The 20,265-nt window shown below is 41.1% G+C and carries 19 protein-coding genes; 3 read left to right on the top strand and 16 right to left on the bottom strand.

Annotated elements, in window-relative coordinates:
* Nucleotides 1-219 precede the first annotated feature (219 nt).
* The gene (locus tag BQ2657_RS13240; RefSeq protein WP_232709024.1) at nt 220-378 is read left to right on the top strand and encodes a hypothetical protein; all 159 of its coding nucleotides are present in this window, start codon (nt 220-222) and stop codon (nt 376-378) included.
* A gap of 7 nt (nt 379-385) precedes the next feature.
* Complete coding sequence (locus tag BQ2657_RS06380) at nt 386-1,078, top strand: Rpn family recombination-promoting nuclease/putative transposase (RefSeq protein WP_232709023.1); 693 nt, start codon at nt 386-388, stop codon at nt 1,076-1,078.
* Nucleotides 1,079-1,809: 731 nt separating this feature from the next.
* Here BQ2657_RS06380 and BQ2657_RS06375 read toward each other — a convergent pair.
* Both BQ2657_RS06375 and BQ2657_RS06370 read right to left on the bottom strand, forming a co-directional pair.
* Nucleotides 1,810-2,109 (bottom strand): DUF2442 domain-containing protein, encoded by a 300-nt coding sequence (locus tag BQ2657_RS06375; protein ID WP_075579883.1) that lies wholly within the window; start codon nt 2,107-2,109, stop codon nt 1,810-1,812.
* A 4-nt stretch (nt 2,110-2,113) separates the two neighbouring features.
* On the bottom strand, nt 2,114-2,380 hold the full coding sequence (locus BQ2657_RS06370; RefSeq protein ID WP_075579882.1) for a DUF4160 domain-containing protein: 267 nt from the start codon (nt 2,378-2,380) through the stop codon (nt 2,114-2,116).
* A 342-nt stretch (nt 2,381-2,722) separates the two neighbouring features.
* Between BQ2657_RS06370 and BQ2657_RS06365 the strand changes: the two genes are divergently transcribed.
* Nucleotides 2,723-3,580 (top strand): Rpn family recombination-promoting nuclease/putative transposase, encoded by an 858-nt coding sequence (locus BQ2657_RS06365; RefSeq protein ID WP_075579881.1) that lies wholly within the window; start codon nt 2,723-2,725, stop codon nt 3,578-3,580.
* Nucleotides 3,581-3,946: 366 nt separating this feature from the next.
* On the opposite strand, the gene rfbB is transcribed toward BQ2657_RS06365, so the two are convergent.
* The 14 genes from rfbB to BQ2657_RS06290 all read right to left on the bottom strand — a co-directional run bounded on the left by rfbB (nt 3,947) and on the right by BQ2657_RS06290 (nt 20,260).
* A complete protein-coding gene (gene rfbB, locus BQ2657_RS06360) occupies nt 3,947-4,966 on the bottom strand; it encodes a dTDP-glucose 4,6-dehydratase (RefSeq protein WP_075579880.1) in 1,020 nt (339 codons plus the stop codon).
* A 456-nt stretch (nt 4,967-5,422) separates the two neighbouring features.
* Nucleotides 5,423-6,211, bottom strand: a complete 789-nt coding sequence (locus tag BQ2657_RS06350; RefSeq protein ID WP_075579878.1) for a DUF1828 domain-containing protein — start codon at nt 6,209-6,211, stop codon at nt 5,423-5,425.
* On the bottom strand, nt 6,208-6,723 hold the full coding sequence (locus BQ2657_RS06345; RefSeq protein WP_143224845.1) for a DUF6978 family protein: 516 nt from the start codon (nt 6,721-6,723) through the stop codon (nt 6,208-6,210). The genes BQ2657_RS06350 and BQ2657_RS06345 overlap by 4 nt, the downstream gene beginning before the upstream one ends.
* A gap of 265 nt (nt 6,724-6,988) precedes the next feature.
* A complete protein-coding gene (locus tag BQ2657_RS06340) occupies nt 6,989-7,861 on the bottom strand; it encodes an abortive infection family protein (RefSeq protein WP_198524522.1) in 873 nt (290 codons plus the stop codon).
* A 250-nt stretch (nt 7,862-8,111) separates the two neighbouring features.
* Complete coding sequence (locus BQ2657_RS06335; protein ID WP_222704320.1) at nt 8,112-8,675, bottom strand: acyltransferase; 564 nt, start codon at nt 8,673-8,675, stop codon at nt 8,112-8,114.
* A 177-nt stretch (nt 8,676-8,852) separates the two neighbouring features.
* Nucleotides 8,853-10,076, bottom strand: coding sequence for a nucleotide sugar dehydrogenase (locus BQ2657_RS06330; RefSeq protein WP_075579875.1), 1,224 nt, complete (start codon nt 10,074-10,076; stop codon nt 8,853-8,855).
* A 23-nt stretch (nt 10,077-10,099) separates the two neighbouring features.
* Nucleotides 10,100-11,308 carry a glycosyltransferase family protein gene (locus BQ2657_RS06325; protein WP_075579874.1) on the bottom strand — a complete coding sequence of 403 codons (1,209 nt, stop codon included), beginning with the start codon at nt 11,306-11,308 and terminating at the stop codon, nt 10,100-10,102.
* A gap of 33 nt (nt 11,309-11,341) precedes the next feature.
* Nucleotides 11,342-12,625, bottom strand: a complete 1,284-nt coding sequence (locus tag BQ2657_RS06320; RefSeq protein ID WP_075579873.1) for an oligosaccharide flippase family protein — start codon at nt 12,623-12,625, stop codon at nt 11,342-11,344.
* Nucleotides 12,626-12,642: 17 nt separating this feature from the next.
* Entirely contained in the window at nt 12,643-13,869 is a 1,227-nt protein-coding gene (locus BQ2657_RS06315) for a glycosyltransferase (RefSeq protein WP_075579872.1), read from the bottom strand.
* Between the two features lies 1 nt (nt 13,870).
* Complete coding sequence (locus BQ2657_RS06310; RefSeq protein ID WP_075579871.1) at nt 13,871-15,370, bottom strand: O-antigen polysaccharide polymerase Wzy family protein; 1,500 nt, start codon at nt 15,368-15,370, stop codon at nt 13,871-13,873.
* A 28-nt stretch (nt 15,371-15,398) separates the two neighbouring features.
* Nucleotides 15,399-16,532, bottom strand: a complete 1,134-nt coding sequence (locus BQ2657_RS06305) for a glycosyltransferase family 1 protein (protein ID WP_075579870.1) — start codon at nt 16,530-16,532, stop codon at nt 15,399-15,401.
* 83 nt (nt 16,533-16,615) lie between these two features.
* A complete protein-coding gene (locus tag BQ2657_RS06300) occupies nt 16,616-17,983 on the bottom strand; it encodes a sugar transferase (RefSeq protein ID WP_075579869.1) in 1,368 nt (455 codons plus the stop codon).
* 112 nt (nt 17,984-18,095) lie between these two features.
* Nucleotides 18,096-18,824, bottom strand: a complete 729-nt coding sequence (locus BQ2657_RS06295) for a CpsD/CapB family tyrosine-protein kinase (protein ID WP_075579868.1) — start codon at nt 18,822-18,824, stop codon at nt 18,096-18,098.
* Nucleotides 18,812-20,260, bottom strand: a complete 1,449-nt coding sequence (locus BQ2657_RS06290) for a GumC family protein (RefSeq protein ID WP_075579867.1) — start codon at nt 20,258-20,260, stop codon at nt 18,812-18,814. The genes BQ2657_RS06295 and BQ2657_RS06290 overlap by 13 nt, the downstream gene beginning before the upstream one ends.
* Nucleotides 20,261-20,265: the final 5 nt, after the last annotated feature.

The following is a 20,265-nucleotide window of genomic DNA, read 5'->3' as shown; positions in this document are numbered from 1 at the left end:
AAGTCAGACGTCAGCTTGTTGGCGATGAGCAGATCGGACCTGCTGCTAAGCCGAACAGAGCTGACGTCCGACGTCTCAAGGCCCGTCAGGGCCGAATCTGACTTTTTTTCACTTACAGCACTTTTTTCTACTTAATGACGGTCTTTTTCCACCCAGGAAGGAAGTTCTTGTTTCCTGCCGAATAGGGTCTCTATACCCATTCTATAAGGAGGCAGAACTATGGAAAAAATCAAGACCTTTGACGAACTCACCATCCAGGACAACTTTCTCTTTCAACATGTCATGCGCAATGAACGGCTTTGTACCTATCTCATCGAAAAAATCTTGGACATCAAAATCCGTTCCCTCCGCTATCAGGATTTCGAAAAAAACCATTGATCTCCGCTTGGATGGGAAAAGCATCCGTCTGGATGTCTATGTGGAAGACGATGAAGGGCGAGTCTATGACATCGAGATGCAGTGTTCCAATTCCCCCAAGAACGACCTGGCCAAACGCAGCCGTTTTTACCAGAGCATGATCGATGGGGAACTGCTGGATAAGGGCAAGCCTTACGAAGACCTGAACCCATCCTACGTCATCTTCATTTGTACCTTTGACCCTTTCCACAAAGGGCTGCCCATTTACACATTCACCCATTGCTGTAAAGAGGATAACAAGGTACAATTAAAAGACGAGGAGACCCGGATGTTCTTGAACAGCAAAGGCAGTGAAAATGCAGCAGATCCCGATATCGCTGCTTTTCTCCGGTACGTGGACGGAAAAGCGGCGGAAGGGCATTTTGCAGAAAGATTGGATCAGGAAGTCCATTTTGTGAAAAGCATGGATAAAGTGAGGCGAGAGTATATGATTCTAAGCGATGAAATCAGGAGACGCCAGAGAGAAGCTGAAGAAGAAGGTCTTCAAAAAGGTCTTCAGAAAGGTCTCCAGGAAGGACGCCAGGAAGGACGCCAGGAAGAGAGGGAATCTAACATTGTCGCCATGCTGAAAGAAAAGATTCCCGTGGAAACCATTTCCCGCATCACCCACTACTCCCTGGACCAGATCCAGGAACTGGGGAAGATGCACGGACTCCTGTAAAAAGATAAAAGAAGTCAGACCGGCCCTTCGGGCCTATCAGAAGTCAGACTTCAGCTTGTTGGCAATAAGCAAATCGGACCTGCTGCTAAGCCGAACAAAGCTGACGTCTGATGTCTCAAGGCCTGTTGGGGCCATTTCTGATTTCTTTTCATGCCCTCCGGGAGGCCGGGAAGGGCTTCCCTGCGGGCAGCCCCTACCACGTTGATGTCAGAGCTCCCACGAAAAATCAGAGAAACGGGGTTGTCAAAAAATCCGTTCCTGTGACCGTTGTATCCAACATCCGACCCCAACGGCGTAGGGCGCGCCGCAGGCACGCCCTTCCCGGCCGCTGGTTTTATATTTTATATGTTCAGAATCATCTAATCATCTGTCCCCGGCAGATGATCTCCATCGGCGTGAGACTGAAAAGCGGCCCTGCCGCTTTTCCCCTCCCTCCATGGCTGCAATGGCGCTGCCCAAGATAAGGATGCCCATGATAAGAACTGGAGCCCCCTGGGCAAACCTGTGGGTTCATCGTTGGCCATTCATCGTTTCGGATGCCAAATGTTGCCGCATCTGCCTTTAAACAGTAAGAAAGAAGTCAGACGTCAGCTTGTTCGTGATAAAGCAAATCGTACCTGCTGCTAAACCGAACAGAGCTGACGTCTGACCTCTCAAGGCCCGTCAGGGCCGTGTCGTCTGACCTCTCAAGGCCCGTCAGGACCGAATCTGATTTCTTTTATTTTCCCCTCTTATGCAACCGTTTCCAATGGATCTTTTACAACCGGTGCCTCATAGACATCATAAGGATCAAGGTCTATGCATTTCCGCGGATCCCGTTTCCCTTCCAAGTCCCATGCAGCCGTCCCATTCATGACCGTAAGGCAATTGTGAAAGACATCTTGATCCTTCAATTTTTGAAAAATACCAGGTTTTTGTATCAAAGACGATGCATCATAATAATGAACCGTTCCATCATTGAAATACGCATAAAAACTGTACCCTTTTCCCGGAACAACCTGCAAAACTTCCGGAATCAGCTGTCCATCCATGGTATCACTCCTTTCTCATTGGAGGTACCGGATTGGGTTCTTTCCCTTCCTTCACCAGTTCCCAATTCTGCATCAATTCATCCTGATACAAAACACACCAAGCCAAAACAATTTTTAATTGTCTCCCCGGAAGAAAACCTTTTAGCACCGATGCATTCTGGATATCAATCAATGCTTTTTGGCCGGCATATTCAGCATGGATATGTGGAGGATTGTAATCGTTATAATATATGGTGATACGAATTCCAAAAAATAAGCTGATTTCAGGCATTTTCATTCCCCATTCGATTTAATTATAGCAAAATCACCAAACAAAACCAATTATACAGCTCGTACAAATTAGTCTCTGTTTCAGATTCAAGAAGTCAGACACGGCCCTTCGGGCCTTTCAGATGTCAGACGTCAGCTTGTTGGCGATGAGCAGATCGGACCTGCTGCTAAGCCGAACAAAGCTGACGTCTGACGTCTCAAGGCCCGTCAGGGCCGTGTCTGACTTCTTTTTTCACTTACAGCACTTTTTTCCACTTGATGACGGTCTTTTTCCACCCAGGAAGGAAGTTCTTGTTTCCTGCCGAATAGGGTCTCTATACCCATTCTATAAGGAGGCAGAGCTATGGAAAAAATCAAGACCTTTGACGAACTCACCATCCAGGACAACTTTCTCTTTCAACATGTCATGCGCAATGAACGGCTTTGTACCTATCTCATCGAAAAAATCTTGGACATCAAAATCCGTTCCCTCCGCTATCAGGATTTCGAAAAAACCATTGATCTCCGCTTGGATGGGAAAAGCATCCGTCTGGATGTCTATGTGGAAGACAATGAAGGGCGAGTCTATGACATCGAGATGCAGTGTTCCAATTCCCCCAAGAACGACCTGGCCAAACGCAGCCGTTTTTACCAGAGCATGATCGATGGGGAACTGCTGGATAAGGGCAAGCCTTACGAAGACCTGAACCCATCCTACGTCATCTTCATCTGTACCTTTGACCCTTTCCACAAAGGGCTGCCCATTTACACATTCACCCATTGCTGTAAAGAGGATAACAAGGTACAATTAAAAGACGAGGAGACCCGGATGTTCTTGAACAGCAAAGGCAGTGAAAATGCAGCAGATCCCGATATCGCTGCTTTTCTCCGGTACGTGGACGGAAAAGCAGCGGAAGGGCATTTTGCAGAAAGATTGGATCAGGAAGTCCATTTTGTGAAAAGCATGGATAAAGTGAGGCGAGAGTATATGATTCTAAGCGATGAAATCAGGAGACGCCAGAGAGAAGCTGAAGAAGAAGGTCTTCAGAAAGGTCTCCAGAAAGGTCTCCAGGAAGGACGTCAGGAAGGACGCCAGGAAGAGAGGGAATCTAACATTGTCGCCATGCTGAAAGAAAAGATTCCCGTGGAAACCATTTCCCGGATCACCCACTATTCCCTGGACCAGATCCAGGAACTGGGAAAGATGCACGGACTCCTGTAAAAAGATAAAAGAAGTCAGACCGGCCCTTCGGGCCTATCAGAAGTCAGACGTCAGCTTGTTGGCGATGAGCAGACTGTACCTGCTGCTAAGCCGAACAAAGCTGACATCTGACGTCTCAAGGCCCGTTAGGGCCGTGTTCTGACTTCTTTTTAATGTTTCGAAGCCCGCTTCAGTGATTAGGTGATTAAGTGATTTGGGAGACTTAGAGCTCCTTTCTTGTTAGAAAGTTCTAAAAAACGTTATAATGCACCTGGTCCCTTACCCACTTATGTGAGGGGCTGCCAACCAATCCACTTTATTATACGATTGTAACTATCGACAAGAAATCGTACCAATCATCTCAGTAGTAACTAAAACGATGAATGATTACCTTCTCCCATACATCCTCTCATAATACCCCTGATACTCGCCATTCACAATATTCTCCCACCATTCCTGGTTTTCTAGGTACCATTTGATGGTCTTTTTGATGCCGTCGGCAAATTTGGTTTCTGGGAGCCATTCCAGTTCGTTGTAAATCTTGGTGGGGTCGATGGCGTATCTCCTGTCGTGGCCTTTCCGGTCGGTTACGTGGGTAATCAGTCTTTCCGGTTTGCCCAGTTCTTTGCAGATCAGCTTCACAATGTCGATATTCCGCATTTCATTGTGGCCGCCCACGTTATAGATTTCGCCTACTTTTCCCTTTTGAAGAATCAGATCAATGGCCCGGCAGTGGTCTTCCACATAGAGCCAGTCCCGGACGTTCAGACCGTCCCCATAGACCGGCAGGGGTTTATCGTGGAGGGCGTTGATGATCATCAGGGGAATCAGCTTTTCTGGAAAATGGTATGGCCCGTAGTTGTTGCTGCACCGGGAAATGGTCACCGGCAGCCCATAGGTCCGATGATAAGCCAGCACCAGCAGGTCCGCCCCAGCCTTTGAGCTGCTGTAGGGACTGGAAGTATGGATGGGCGTAGTTTCCGTAAAGAATAGATTCGGCCGATCCAACGGTAGGTCCCCGTAGACTTCATCCGTGGAAACCTGGTGATACCGCTGGATCCCATATTTCCGGCAGGCGTTCATCAGCACAGAAGTCCCGATGATATTGGTCTGCAAAAAGATTTCCGGATTCTCAATGGACCGATCCACATGGCTCTCCGCAGCAAAATTCACCACCATATCAGGGTGTTCTTCTTCAAAAAGCTTATATACCCCTTCCCGGTCACAAATATCCAGTTTCACAAAGTGGAAGTTTGGATTGTCCATGACACTAGCCAGAGTAGACAGATTTCCTGCATATGTAAGCTTGTCCAGGCAAATGACCCGGTCCTCCGGATGCGCCTTCAGCATATGGAAGATAAAGTTGGAGCCGATGAAGCCGGCGCCGCCGGTGACTGCGATTTTCATTGATCCATTCCTTTCTTATCCATTCACTTTATCCTCTCTTGAAGATTACTCAATGTGAACGGTATCACCATTGAACCCTGGCTAAAATAATAAGACTACTGCAAGGCATCAGATTGGCCCTTTATGAGAAGTCAGACCGGATTCAGATGTCAGATTCAAGAAGTCAGACACGGCCTTTCGGGCCTATCAGAAGTCAGACGTCAGCTTGTTGGCGATGAACAGATCGAACCTGCTGCTAAGCCGAACAAAGCTGACATCTGACATCTCAAGGCCCGTCAGGGCCGTGTCTGACTTCTTTTTATATGTCTCAATCCCCGCCAGGGCCGTGTCTGACTTCTTTCCAGAACCCGCCGTCCCTTCACTCTGTACTCTGCACTGGATTTTATTATCTGACCCGAACATAAATCAATGATCCATGATTACAGAGGCTTACTTTTCATTGAGTTTCACATTGCTTTATGCAGCATTTGCATTCAGCTTTTCTATATTCTCTTTCTTATTTCTCTCTGAGTACAAAATATAATCGGCTCCTTTATTGCGAATGGCATCTAGATACTTTGCATCAATCTCCTTTTTCTGGTCGTTGATGATTGCCAGCCCGCTGACACTTTTTTGAGAAACCTTCTCCCGTCCCTCTTTGATGTCACCCCAGTCAAACAAAAAAGAAGTTAAGTTGCTCTTATTGATTACATTAAATGTATTGATGAGGATTTCCCGCTTTCTTCCTGCAATCTGGAAAGAAAATGTAAATTCCAATCCTGTACTTCCTTTTGCAATGAATCCAGGCGTATAGATGATTTCCTGCTCTTCCAAATAATTTTGTACATCTTCTTTGAACATGGAAATCGTATTGGGCTTGGACAGCACATAAAAATCTGAGATTTCCAAGATTGCATTCAAAAAATTATGTTTTGCCTGCGCAAAATTTTTCATATCTGTTTCCAGAATCAGCTCTTGATTCTTTTCTCTGATTCCGTAATTGATCATGATTTGATTCATGAGCTTTTGTTTGGTTTCAGAGCGGGATAAATTGACCCCTGCTAGGTTTAAATTCCGCAAGGTTTCTCCATCATCGGACAAATAAATCTTTCCGTCTTTATTGCAGCAATAGATTTCAATGTAATCATTGAACATATTCAAAAAAGGTGTACTGATGGAATACCATTGATCATCCACCGGGGTAGCTTTCATATGTTCCTTTAAAAACTCAAAATAATTTTGAAGAGCTTCATCAATCCAGTTCATAGAAACAGCCTCCCCTCATAAAGAAATTTGGTATCCAAATGGATTGTCCGCTGAAATGCTTCTAACGCGCCAATAAAGGAATCCATATCCGTGATTTCTTTTATGGGAAAATCACTGATGCGTAACGGAATTGCCCACGCCAATGTTTTATATCCCTGAACATGAAAATGGATATGATTTTCTTTAATGTCCTGTTTTGCATATGGCTTTGCAAAATCCGGAACAAATTCATTGCATTCAACAGGGTTTTGATGCGTTCCCTGATAATCTACCCGTAAAAGGCCTACAAATTGTGTATTCTCCTGAAAATGAAGTGTTATTTTTAAGCGTCTCTTCCCTTGGGAAATCTCCAACAAAAACAAATGATTTCCATCTATAGAACGAAGAATAAATCTTTCTGAAAGACGATTACCACTTTTGAGCATATACCGATTCTGTGGTTCATCATCGACAATAATTTTTTTCGGAAGCATTAATAATTTTTCTGCTGCTTCATTGGTTAATGTACTCATGAGAATCATCCTTATCTACTCTTCTTAAAGTTCAACGTTCAATTTGTTGTTATGTGATTTACAGTCATTATACTATAATTATTTTTTTCAATCATCATGAATTTAGGGTATCGCTTTTTAGAAAATCATTTCAGGGGAATCAGTAATGGTTATTTTAATCCGACCAGGATTGGCGATTTTAACCCGCCTCTACTTGGTTAAATTAACCCGACGCTAACACTGACTCTATCGGCAGAAAGATGCATTTCATTTATATTTCAACGACCTAGAAATTATTGATATTATTCTTTTGTTTTTTCCAGGTGTTCCATACAAATAAACAAAATGTAGCAGAACAGCCTACTGCAAGTTGAGCATGTCTTTCTTCTAAACCTTTAAATTCATCTTCTTTTCCATGACCGCTTCCATATACATTTCTAATTTCTGCAAGCTTAGTGACAATGCCACGTAAATTGCCACATATCGCCCTTAATTGGGAGCTTACTGGATTATCATCAGATATCGTATTTGGAGTTAATTTTAGCAATTCTAATGTCTTATTAGTTAAAGCTGATAAGTCCCATTTTTTATCATATTCTATATTCATTTCAGATAGAATTGTTTTACAACAAGATTCTATAAGTTCTTTTGATTTTCCTATAGCATCCGTAGGATTTGATTCTATTTCATTTATCATTAAATCTATTTCGTTTTGTAAATATGTACTGGTAAATAATTCTTTTTTTATCAAATCTGTTTGCGTTATACATATTTCCCCTATTTTATTATGGTTGGTTAATAAATTTTTACATTTATAATATAATTTGCTGTACCCCTTATTGTATTCAACTCCTTCAGCATTAATTCCAGGAATATAATCATTTCTATCTAAATCTGGGGTATATTCCTGTTCATATTTTTGTTCATAATATTCAAGTAAATCTTTTACTAATTTCCATTTTTCTTTTCCATCAACATTTAAATCATTTAGATACGCTTTCAATGATTTACCTTTTGATAATCCATATTTTGCTTGAACTGCAGTTCCAACACTCTTAGCAGTAAATGAATCAAATCGAGCATTACTAAAATCAAGAACATATCCATCGCGATTAAATAATCCAATAAATAAGTCAAATTTATTTTCATCGTTAGCCATAATATTCCTCATCCCAATGCCTTTGATCTAAATGAGCTAATCAAAAATACTGTTAATAATAAAGCCTATCTGAATAGTCAATTCAAGATTTCTTCATAATATGTTAATAAACGTTTCCCTTTAATCTAGTATTCCTCCCTGATCCAAGATGGTATTACGGTAAGCTACTGGTATTTTCCGTTAATCTACTTTATATTTAATGATGTACATATGGTTTGTTTTTGTTTTTTATCATATATCTACAATGAAATTATAATTTTCTATTATTTTTTATAACATTATACTTTCGATTTCGTACTACTTTTCCAGGATTTCCTGCAACAATAGAATAAGGCGGTACTGATTTTGTAAGTACAGTACCAGCACCTATTATACTACCTTTCCCAATAGTAACACCCGGTAGGACAATTACCCTGCTTCCAAGCCACACGTCATCTTCTATAATAATCTTTTTAGGCTGAGTAGCACCTTGTTCATTCATTGGTATGTCCAATCTGGAATGTTCATGATTAACTGTATAAAAAAGACATTCAGGTCCCATCATCACATTTTCACCAATTTCTACTGGCCCCTGTAACTTACAATTTACTCCGATACCAGAATTAGTGCCGCATGAACATAACCTATTAAACTCCGCACCGTGTTCAATATTGATACTATCTCCAGAGTATTTTAATATTCTTTTTCCAAAAAAAATCCTTATCTTTTTAGGCAACTTTCCTAACATTGTGTAACTAGCAGGCAAATATTTTGCAAGTAAAATATATAATGCTATGTATATTTTATACCTATTCATATTTAATCCTTCAATCATAAATCGTTAATCTGAGCTTAAAAGTTTGAAGAGTTCAATTTCCTATCAAAAAAGGAGAAATATATCTGGACGAAAATTCATATCTATATTTATAACAAATAAATATAGATATGAATTTTTTTATAAGATCAAAGAAAAAAGATTATCCCAGTTATCAATATTTCTTAAATAAAATCATTATAATTGATATACACCATCGATGCCTTGACAAGCTCTTCTAGTATCGAAGATTACTTTTCCTTTTAATTTATCAAGTTGCTGTTTAATTTGATCATGCCCAACCATAATAACAATCAAATCTATATCTGTAAGAAACTTATCAAAGTCATGATATTGATTGGCTACAATATTTTTTTCAATCAACGGATCATAGACTTTTAATTCCGGTGCTAAATGTCTACGTTGATTCTCAAGAAGTTGAAGAGTTGGGCTCTCCCTAATATCGTCAACATTTTCTTTATAAGTCAAACCATATAACCCAACACGACTGATATCCTTAATTCCCTCCTTTTGCATAATTTCGTAAATTCGATTCAGCACAAATTCTGGCATACTGTCATTTGTTTTCATAGCTTCATCAATCACCTTAGCAATTCTTGGATAGTCCCCAACCAAAAACCAAGGATCTACAGAAATACAATGTCCTCCAACACCAGGACCAGGTTGCAGTATTTTTACTCTAGGATGCATATTACAAATCTTAATAATTTCATATACATCCATTCCCGCATATCGGCAGATTTTAGCTAATTCATTGGCAAAGGCAATATTTACAGCGCGGTATGTGTTCTCAACAACTTTTGTCATTTCATCCGTTTTGATATCTGTAACGACTATTTCTCCTTGACAAAAAGAACTATAAAGGTCTTTAATCTTTTCTCCGATTTTTTCATTATCTGCACCAATAGTTCGATTATTATGTAAAAGTTCATAAACCATATTTCCAGGAATAATTCTTTCCGGTGCATGTACAAGATTAATATCTTGACCAATTTCAAAGCCATCTTTTTCAATCTGAGGACGAACAAAAGTATCTATCGTTCCTGGAGATATCGTAGACTCAATGACTACCGTACATCCCTTTGGTGCAACTTTTAAAACATCTTTTACAGCTTCTACAACAAATTTGGCATCAACCTTTTTCGTAAATTTATCATAAGGTGTTGGTACTGAAATAATATAGGTATCCGTCCTTTGATATTCTGTTGTAAATTTAATATTAGCCTCGACAGCAGCTTGAAATAACATATCAAGGCCCTTTTCTTTAAATGTAGTATGACCTGCATTTAAAGTATCGACTAGAGTGTTATTACAATCTGTACCAATTACTTCTATCCCATGGGATGAAAGCATTAAAGCTGTTGGCAGTCCAATATAACCCAATCCAATTACGTTAACCATTTTATATTTCCTCCTCTTACTTTTCAATGCTTATTAAGCATATGTTTTTTATTAAAAAAAGATTGTATAAGCATTTTATAGGTATCGTCCTGTCTCCTATCCATATCAAAGTATTGAGCAATTCGTTGGTCTATATGCTTTTCCTTTTTAGCATTAACCAGATGCTCAAGCCAGTGTTCATCAGTATCCATATTGATCATTAATTCATTACTGTTATACTCTTTTAAGTCATCAATAATCCCAATATCTCCGCTATAAAGAATCTTTATTCCATTCGTCAGATATTCTGCAATCTTCGTAGGTGCTGCAACATGATTGATAATAGTATTATCTCTAATAACAATACCGATATCTATAATCTGTAAGTAATAGTTCATCTTATTATGGGGAATATTCTTTATAACTATTCTCTTCTTTATATTATTTGTTAATTTCTGTATTTCCGGGATACCGCCATTTGTTAAGATAAGAAATTTAGCTTTCGGCATTTTCTGTCCAATTTTAGCCATAGTGCTTACCAAGGTATTCATTGATTGCCAGGCAGCAGTTGAACCGATATAGCCAATGACCGTATCACCTTCATGATAATTTTCCTGTTGGCGGATTTGTTGAAGTTTAATTTCATCACACACTACAGACTGATATAAGGTTGGTATAATCGTATAAGGAATATTTTCATCAAATTGATAGTGCTTTATAAAATACTCTCGCATATTGGTCGTAACAAAATTATACGAGTCACAAAAATCTTTCGCTGCAAGTAACGCCTTTCTTTTTATATTGCGATTAACTTTATGAATAATACTATTTGGATAGCTCATGAGAGATTCTTCAAAAGCCAATCCTCGATTGTCATACAAAATTCGACTGTTTGGATATCCACTAAATGCACGTGTCCCTATATAGGCTGCTAAATCTCCTCGGCATATAACCGCAATATTATCAGCTCTATCATAATGATTTTGTAAATAATTTTTAAGTCGAAGCACATCAAATTTCAACTGTATCATACTTAAAACAGGAAAACTCCAAAACGTATGGCCCTTTTTAATGTATTGCTTTATACGGTTTTCTGATTCTTTCCCTTTAATAAGATTTTTTTCATGTCTAAACAAAAGTAGCTCTATTGAATCAAATATATTTTTGCTTTCATAAGCCCGTAGATATTCTAAGACTTGGGATTCGTAAACCATAACGTTATCTTCGCGATACACCAAATAACACAATTTCATAATAAATATCCCCAGTTCATAAAACCAATAATCCTACTTTACTATACGGTTTCGATAGAAAATATGAACCAAATATCCAGTACTAAGTATACTTGAAATAACAACAACAAGAACCGTTGCCATTGCTGCGCCAAGAGATCCCCACCATTGTATAAATAGATAATCGGCAATCACATTTGCAATACTCGATACCACAGCCACAAAAAAATTAAAAGTCAATTTTCTCTGTGTAACCAATAAATTTCCGGATATGATTCTAAACGTCCCTGAAATAAAATAGTTTAAGGATAGTATTCTAAATACAGGCACAGCATCAAGATATTGAGCTCCAAAAAACAATTGTATAATTAGCGGAGCTTCTAAAAAAAGCACTATCGCAATTATAAAATTCGTTCCGCTCAAGCCCAAAAGAACTTTTTTATAAGCTTGAAGACACCAACTGCCATTATTTCTATGTTCTGCAAAATAAGGATAAAGATAGGTAATTAGTGCAGTGGGGATGAAGGTCAATGCAGTAGGAATCATCGTGGCAACTTTATAACTTGCCAACATTATTTCTTGTGGGTTTGCTATTCCCAACATAAAAATATCAAGAAGATACATTGCTTGAGACAAACCATTATTCAACATGGAAATAAAAGATATCTTCAACAAATCATATCTATCCTTTTTCCCAAAATGTTGAGAATGATTAAGAATACTGATATGGTATACAACATATCCAACAATGTATGAAGTAAAATAGGCTATATAATAGCCCATAATCAATCCAATCTCGCGAAATCCCCAGGCCATAGTGGCTGAACTAATAAACAGAAGAGCAGTATTGAAAACAGTTAATCTAGCAAACTCTCGATTTAGTTTCTGTGATCGCATATATATAGTTGTCATCTGATATAACAACTGTGGAATAGGCATTAAACAAAGAAAACATAATAATCTTCCAGCACCTTCAATTTTTAAAGGAACAAACAGCCCAATACTAAGAAGCACAATCATGAGGATAACATTGAATCGAATCCCGAATCGGGTACCATAATTACTAGTTCGATTAGCAAAATTAGTATCCTCATTTTTTTCGCTAGCAAGTTGCAATACACCTGAATCCGTTCCCATTCCATTAAATAACAATACAATACTGTAAATATTCCATGCATATGTAAAAACTCCATACTCTTGTTTTGTTAAAATCCTGACCAAGACAATACTGCTCATGAAAGCAATAATTTTATTAATAACACTGCTTCCAAAAATATGGAAAAATCCTGTCCGTATCAGTATCATTAATTTTTTATTATTAACAACAGAACTGGGCATAATATACCTCCATAGAGTCAAAGTAGCCCAGAAATTTCATGATAGAACTGGGAATAATTTTTTATTGCATTATACTTCTCATTCCACATAGTAGCTGCATTAATACGCATCATAGAATTTTCTTTTGTTAAATTACCAAAAACACAAATAGCTGAAATTAATTCCTCTGAAGTAAAATTTTTTTTCAGTAAAAAACCATTCTTTCCATCTTCAATAATTTCCGATACACCTCCAACATCTGTAGCTATCGCTGGTATACCATAAGACAGCGCCTCCATGATTGAAACTGGTATTCCTTCTGATTCACTAACATTTATAAATGCGTCCACATAATGTTCTGCATAAAACTTCTGCACCTCACGATTGGGAATAGCACCTAAAAATTTCCATCGTATGGTTTTCGGCAACTCATTTGCTAATAAAAGCAGTGATTCTTTCATGGGGCCATCACCGATATGATACCAACGCAATGGTAAATCGGTCATCATTAATGCCTTTACTAACAAGTGTACTCTTTTTACTTTCACCAAATTAGAACAACTCACAATGGTGACTATATGATCTGGCTCCTTCCGCAGAATAGGCTTAAACAGTCTTTCTGTACCTAATCTATAAACTTTAATTTTATCCTCCCATTGAGAGCCATAATTGTTAAGCAAATAATTTACTCCTTGCTGAGAAATAGGGTATACCGCACTAGCTGAATACAAGAGATACTGTCGAAATGGTAGATATCCACCAATATGTCTTTCTTTGTAAAGATCATATCCATGGCATCGTGATATAAATATACTATTAGGAAATATTTCATGCAATCGTGCCGCTATATAGGCAGCCTCATAAAACCAATATGAATAAAATACTATTGATTCATTATTCACATTCCAAACAGGAATCCATCTAGTAATTGCACAAATAGCTGTTTCTGATTTAATTGCAAACTTTATCGCCTTTATGAAGTTTTTAACCATGAACCTATCTTTTTTTATTTCTTTAAATTCATGGTGCTTAAAAATATTGTAGATACCTTTTCCTACGCTAACAATCCAATCCGTTAAGACTATTTTTTTCATACAATGAAAGATTGTTATCTTATGTTTTTTAGAATCCACATGATGAAATCCAGCTATTTGTATAGGACAAATTACCGCTATATTAGGATTAGGAATATATTTAAGTTCATTTTCAAGAAAAGTTTCTCCTGGATATGGATATGTATTAGTTAAAATTACAATTCTAGACATTTTAGTATTCTCTCTTTAAAGAAGTAAATTTTCGATAACCTTTCCTCCTTGCAATTTCAGACACCAATAGATATACTGCTATAACATAAATTATATTCATGAACGAAAAAGCCTGCATTGCCCAGGAAAAATAAGAATCGCGTGGTGTATATAGAATCCAGCGCCAGCCTACAAACAAAAAAGCATCTTTATATGGAGATGCAGTAAAATATCCTTTTGAAAGGATATTAATGAATATCATAAGGACTATCGTTCCAATAATAATTCCTATATAAGAAAAATCCACATATAAATCAGCAACAAAACATCCTCCCATACCAGTACCAGCAAGATATGTCTCCTCATACATTTCATAAGCCAATCTCGATCCCAAATTCCCACTCTGAAAAGCGCCTTCAACAGAATTAGCTGTATATGCCGCCTGACCAGTAAAAAATCTGACAAGCATATTTTGCGTCAAATATGTATAAAGCGTGCCAAAAGTATATGGAACAGGCTGCCCCCCCAAAACATCCATATTGATAATTGCATTAGGTAAGATTTGTGAGCTTACACTTTGAGAAATAAAAAACTCCTTTACTAAATCCCAGGAAAACAATTCCCCCAATAAGTCAATAGAAAACCCTGCATTTCGTCTAATCGTATCAAAAGCCTGTAAAAGGATTATAGAAACTGGCAAAAACAAAATCCCAATATTAACCATCTTTCGAGTAATCCACTTTTCTTTGTTATCAAGATTCCTCGCTGTACCATACATAATCAGAAACATAATGTTCAATACAAAAACATTTCTAACTCCATATAACAACGTCATTATAGATAAAAACACATAGATGACAATAGGAAACAAAGCTCTTTTTTTTGAAGGTTTAGTGGCTAAAAAGAGCATGAATGAAATAAGAAAACAATCTCCTAATTTTACAAACAACGTAGGAAGTGATGATATATACCCTGCATAATAAGCCTGTAATGTATGGGTAAATCTAAACACTATTTTATCTACAATATTTGCAAGATAAGCAACACTACATAAATAAAACATCCACTTAGATATTTTTTGAAGCACATCATTAAATTGATATCCAGAATACGGAATAGTACTTTTCTTTAGTTCGTCTGTAATATTCTCCCTTGAATTTTTTTTGATTTTAATACGAGAGCGAAACAATATATATAGCCACATAGAAGATGCAGCCATCCAATAACATATCATAGTTTCTGCAATTTCACTGGGATTGAACATCGTAAAATAGTTTCCTTGATTTAGCGTCTGTATAAAAACACCAGAAATCAAAAATAAAAAGAATGTTAATTGAAACATGATTAGCAATATGTTTTTCTGAAATTCATCCCATAAATAACATATATTTGCAATTAAAATGATTGTTACAGAAACAGAAAGAAGGGCTTCTTCTGCTTCTGTAAATATTGCAAAAATCATCAAAACAAACGATATTAAATAAAAGAAGATTGATAAAAATTGATTCTTTTTTACAATCATCAGAAGCACCTTCCGCTACATATATAAATTAACATTTAGATAAATAAAAATTTTGTAGCCATTTAGCCGTCGTATGAATGTCATATCCTGCCGCTTGAATAGCTTTAAATGTATCTTGCCTAGGAAGTTGAGCTGCTGCTATTAATTGATCTGCCCATACTCTGACAGGCACTGATAAAGATAAAAACTTTACATTCCCAATTATGTCCAATTCCCTGGTAATACCATCTGAAACAACGCAATGCAAGCCACTGGCCTGAGCTTCCACACCTACCACTGGTAAGCCTTCCCAAAGAGAAGTCAACGCAAATACATCCATTGCCTGGAGAAGATCTGAAATATAATCACACATACCCAAAAATACCACATGATTTTCTAGATGATATTTCTGTACCAGTTTCTTTACATTATTCTCATATTCCCCATCCCCAGCAAAAAATAAAACCACATCATTCCGTTTCTTGACTATTTCATTTAAGACTTGGACAAGAAATGCTTGATTTTTTTCTTTTCTGAATCTAGCCACGCAGACGATTGCTAATCTATTACCAATTTGAAGTTTTTCCCGCATTTTTATACGTTTAATAGGATCGTATCTAAATTTTTGGGCATCAACTGCATTTGGAATAATTTTAATTTTACCTGCATCAACTAATTCCTTAGGATAAAACCAGTATGCAGCTTCTTTAGAGCAAGCAAAAAGATCAGTTGCATACTTTATAATTGGTTTTTGCAAAATGTCTGTCACTACTCCAAGCAGCCCTGCTTTTCCTCTTGTATTGTGACTATGAGCTATGCATGTTTTAATGCCATACTTTCTTGCGATGGGCATATAAATCGCAGCTGTATTTGTCATATTACCATGAATAATCTTTATTTCAGGATGATGAGCAAAAAATTGATGCAATGCCATTATATAGGTAGGCAATTTCCAGTAATAGATATGGGTATCATCCCTCAACGCTGGCATTTCATAAATATTTCCGCCCAAAGCACGAATTTCATTATTATATGCAGCCTCTCTTCCGTAGTGAGCTAAAAAATCAAACTGCACTTTACTGCGATCTATATGCCTATAAAGATTCATAATCATGGTTTCAATTCCCCCACGATCCATTCTTCCCACTACTTGGAGCACTCTAACAGGTTCATTGTTTTCCATGATATCTTCCTTCTCACTAAATTTATCTGACTATTTATCCAGCAAATCTATTATAAATTACTAGAGTAATTTATCCGAACAACCTAATTTTTATTTGTTGCCTCCGCCGTAACCTGCCCTTCTGCCATCCCGGCGGTACTCTCCTTCATGAACAGGATCTTCACCGTGGCGAAGATGATCTTGAAATCTTCAAACAAACTGGGCTTGGCGATATACATGAGATCCAGGAGCAGTTTGTCGTAGGGGGTGGTGTTGTACTGACCGTAGACTTGGGCGTAGCCGGTGAGACCGCATTTGGCCTGTAACCGCAGGTTCCATTCGGGCATGGCTTGGGCATACTGGGCGGAGATGGCCGGGCGTTCGGGTCTTGGTCCCACGATGGCCATGTCGCCTTTGAGGATGTTCAGCAGCTGGGGCAGTTCGTCGAAGCGGACGGCGCGGATGAAGCGGCCCACTTTGGTGACCCGGGGATCGTTTTCGCCGGTGCTGAGCCGGGCTACGCCGTCTTTTTCTGCATCCATGCGCATGCTGCGGAATTTCAATACCTGAAAGACTTTGCCGTCTTTGGTGAGCCGGGCCTGGCGGTAGAAGATGTCTCCCCCATCAGTAGCTTTGATGGCTGCGGCCACAACGGCCATGATGGGAGCAAAGAGTACCAGGGCCACCAGGGACAGGGCGATGTCATAGGCCCGTTTCAGGATCAGGTATTCGGGAGAAGGGTTGTAGCGCTGGACGGCCATCATGGGCAGGTGGAAGAGATGGACTTTCCGGGCGCTGTCCATGATCACGTCCCCGATCCGGGGAATCACATAGGTACCGATCTTATGGGCCACGCAGTATTTGGTCACCAGGTTCCGATTGTGGCTGTGGAGGCCACAGCAGAACACCACTTCGGCCTGGCCGATGGTTCCGGGCAGGTCTTTGAGGCACTCCTCCACCGGGACCACGGACTGGACATCGAAATGGACGTCCATGCCGTACTGTTTCACCAGGGCATCCACATTTTGGCCCTGTCCCAAGATCACCACGGTCTTTTTGGGCGGGAACTGATGGAAATACCACTGGTGGGCTGCTACGGTCCATCCCACGATGAGGAAGAACTGGAGCACCAGGGTGGGCAGAAAGGGCAGGAACGTGATATAGTGCCGGTTGATCAAGAGGATCATGAGATACAGGAGTCCATCGCTGAGACAGGCGGCCAGGGTCTGGCTGTAGACCAATTCATAGATCCGGCTGATGGGCACGGAATAGCCGTTGTACAGGTGGGAGATGGAATAATAGAAGAGGCCGAACAGGAACACCATGATCAGGTTGCCCAGGTAGTAAAAAGGATGGTCGATGCGATTTTGGTAGAAATGCTGCCAGCAGAGCCAGAAAGCCCCTGTGACCAGCAGGACATCCAGCCCGTTGAGCAGTTCCTGTTGGATTTTTTTAATCATGGACGTATTCATGGGTTGGTCCGACCTCCTGTTCATTCGTCATTCATCGTTTGTCGTTCATCGTGAGCCGTAGGCAGGCTGACTGGGCGGGATCGCTCCGCGGCCCTGGCTCAGCCCCTACGGATCACTCCTTGCTTTTCGCTTTCTTCTTGGTATGCTTCACATGGTTCTCGTCGTAGTAATCATAGTAGTAATAGCCATATCCGTAGCCATAGCCGCTGTGTCTGCGGGGAACGCCGTTGAGGACGACGCCCAGGATGTTGGCTTTGCCGGCCTGGAGGCGTTTCTTGGCTTCCTGGACTTCTTCCGGAGCCACCTGGCCGGAATGGACCACCAGGACTACGCCGTCTGCCAGGTTCCCCAGCAGGGCCGCATCGGTGACGGCCAATACCGGGGGCAGGTCGAGGAGTACGTAATCATACCCTTCCCCGATCTGCTGGAGCAGCTGGTCCATCTTTTCCGATCCGATGAGTTCGGAGGGATTGGGAGGCACCGGACCGCTGGTCAAGAGATCCAGGTTGTGGAAGACTTCCGGATGGAGGACCTGGGCAAAGGGGACGCCCTGGGCCAGGCAGTTGGTGATGCCCTGGTTGATGACCCCGAAGATCTTGTGCTGGACCGGTTTCCGCAGGTCGCAGTCCACCAGGAGGACTTTCTTCCCATCCTGGGCCAAAGTCAGGGCCAGGTTGGAAATGGTGGTGGATTTCCCTTCTCCCGGTACGCTGGAGGTGAAGCAGATGTACTTCAGTTCCCGTCCGGCTCCGGCAAATTGGAGATTGGTCCGGATGGACCGGTAGGTCTCGGCGATGGGAGACTTGGGGTTATTATCCACGATGAGTTTTATTTCTTCCATAATTTCCTCCGCAATCCGGCCCAAAAGCCTTCTTCTTCCTGCTTTTCCGCCCCTTTGGCTTCCGGGATCACGCCCAGGACGGGCAGTTCCAGATACTGTTCCACATCGGCGGCGGTGCGGATTTTCCGGTTCAGCAGGGCCCGGGCGATGGTGAAGCCGGTGCCTCCGAAGAGGCCCAGGAACAGGGCCAGCACCAAGGTGAGCAGTTTCCGCGGTTTGATGGGTTTATCGGGCAGGGTGGCTTCGTCCACCACCTGGACTTCGGTGGGGACCATGACTTCCGCCACTTTGGCTTCTTCCAGCCGTTTGGCCAGCATCACGTAGATTTCCTGGGCCACGTCCGCGTCCCGTTTCACCTGCAGGTAGCCCTGCTGGGTCTGGGGCAGCTTGGCAATTTCTTCCGCATTCTTTTTTTCCAGCTGGTCGATGGCCTGGTTCTTCCCTTCGGCTACGGCGATCAGTGCCTCGTTGGTGAATTTGTCGCTGAGGAGCTTCTGCTGGACGCTGCTGGAAGACGGCGCTTTCTGGGCGATGATGGCCTGGATCTCCCGGCGGAGGCTCTGGCGGGCCCCCGCAATCTGTCGGTTGATTTCTTTCATCTTGGGGTTCTCGCTGGTGTATTTCCCCATGTAGCCAGCTTTCTGGGTCTCCAGGTCCACCAGCTTGCTCTTGGCCTGCTGGATGGAAGGGCTGTCGGCAATGGAAGCCCCGGCTTCGGAAAGCTGGCCGTTGATGGACCCCAGAGCCGCCTGGGCGGTCTCCATATCCAGTTTGTTCTGGGCTTTGGCCTTATCCAGTTCGGTGATCCGTTCCGCCAGGCTCTTCATCTGGTTGTCGGTGGAGAAGATCTTGTGCTTCACCTGGTAGTCCTTCAGCTTGGTCTCTGCGTCGTCCAATTCCTTCTTGGAGGATTTCACCCGCTGTTCCAAAAATTCCCGGGTGGCGGCAGATTCTGCATGGGAGAGTTCCGTGAGCCGATCCAAGAAACCTTGGACCAAGAGCTGATTGGCCTCCTGGGCCTGTTCCGGACTCTTACCGGTGACGTCTACTTCCAGGATTTCCGTATCTTTATAGGGCTTGGTAATGATGTGAGTTTTCACATAATCTTCGTAACGGGGAAACTTGCCGTCCTTCTCTTCTTCGGTCTGCTGGATCACCGGGATCACCACATGGCGGCTCTTGAGGATCTCCGCATGGGTGTTCATCTGCTGCTTGGTGAGCTGGGCATTGCCCAGGGGCAGCTGTTCCATGATGGAACTGGAAAGGCCTTTTTCTTGTTTGATCCGCAGCAGGGCTGTGGACTGATAGGTATTGGGGACAATGAGGAGATAGGCCACGGCCAGCCCCAGGAAGCCGCCGGTGATCTTGGCGATGCATTTCTGGTTGGCGCGGATGATCTGCCACAATTCCCGTAAATCGATTTCCTGTTCGTTCAAGATGG

Origin of the sequence: Acidaminococcus massiliensis (assembly GCF_900095825.1) — a bacterium.
GTDB classification, from domain to species: Bacteria; Bacillota; Negativicutes; order Acidaminococcales; family Acidaminococcaceae; genus Acidaminococcus; species Acidaminococcus massiliensis.
This window is presented reverse-complemented; position numbering and strand designations above follow the sequence as displayed.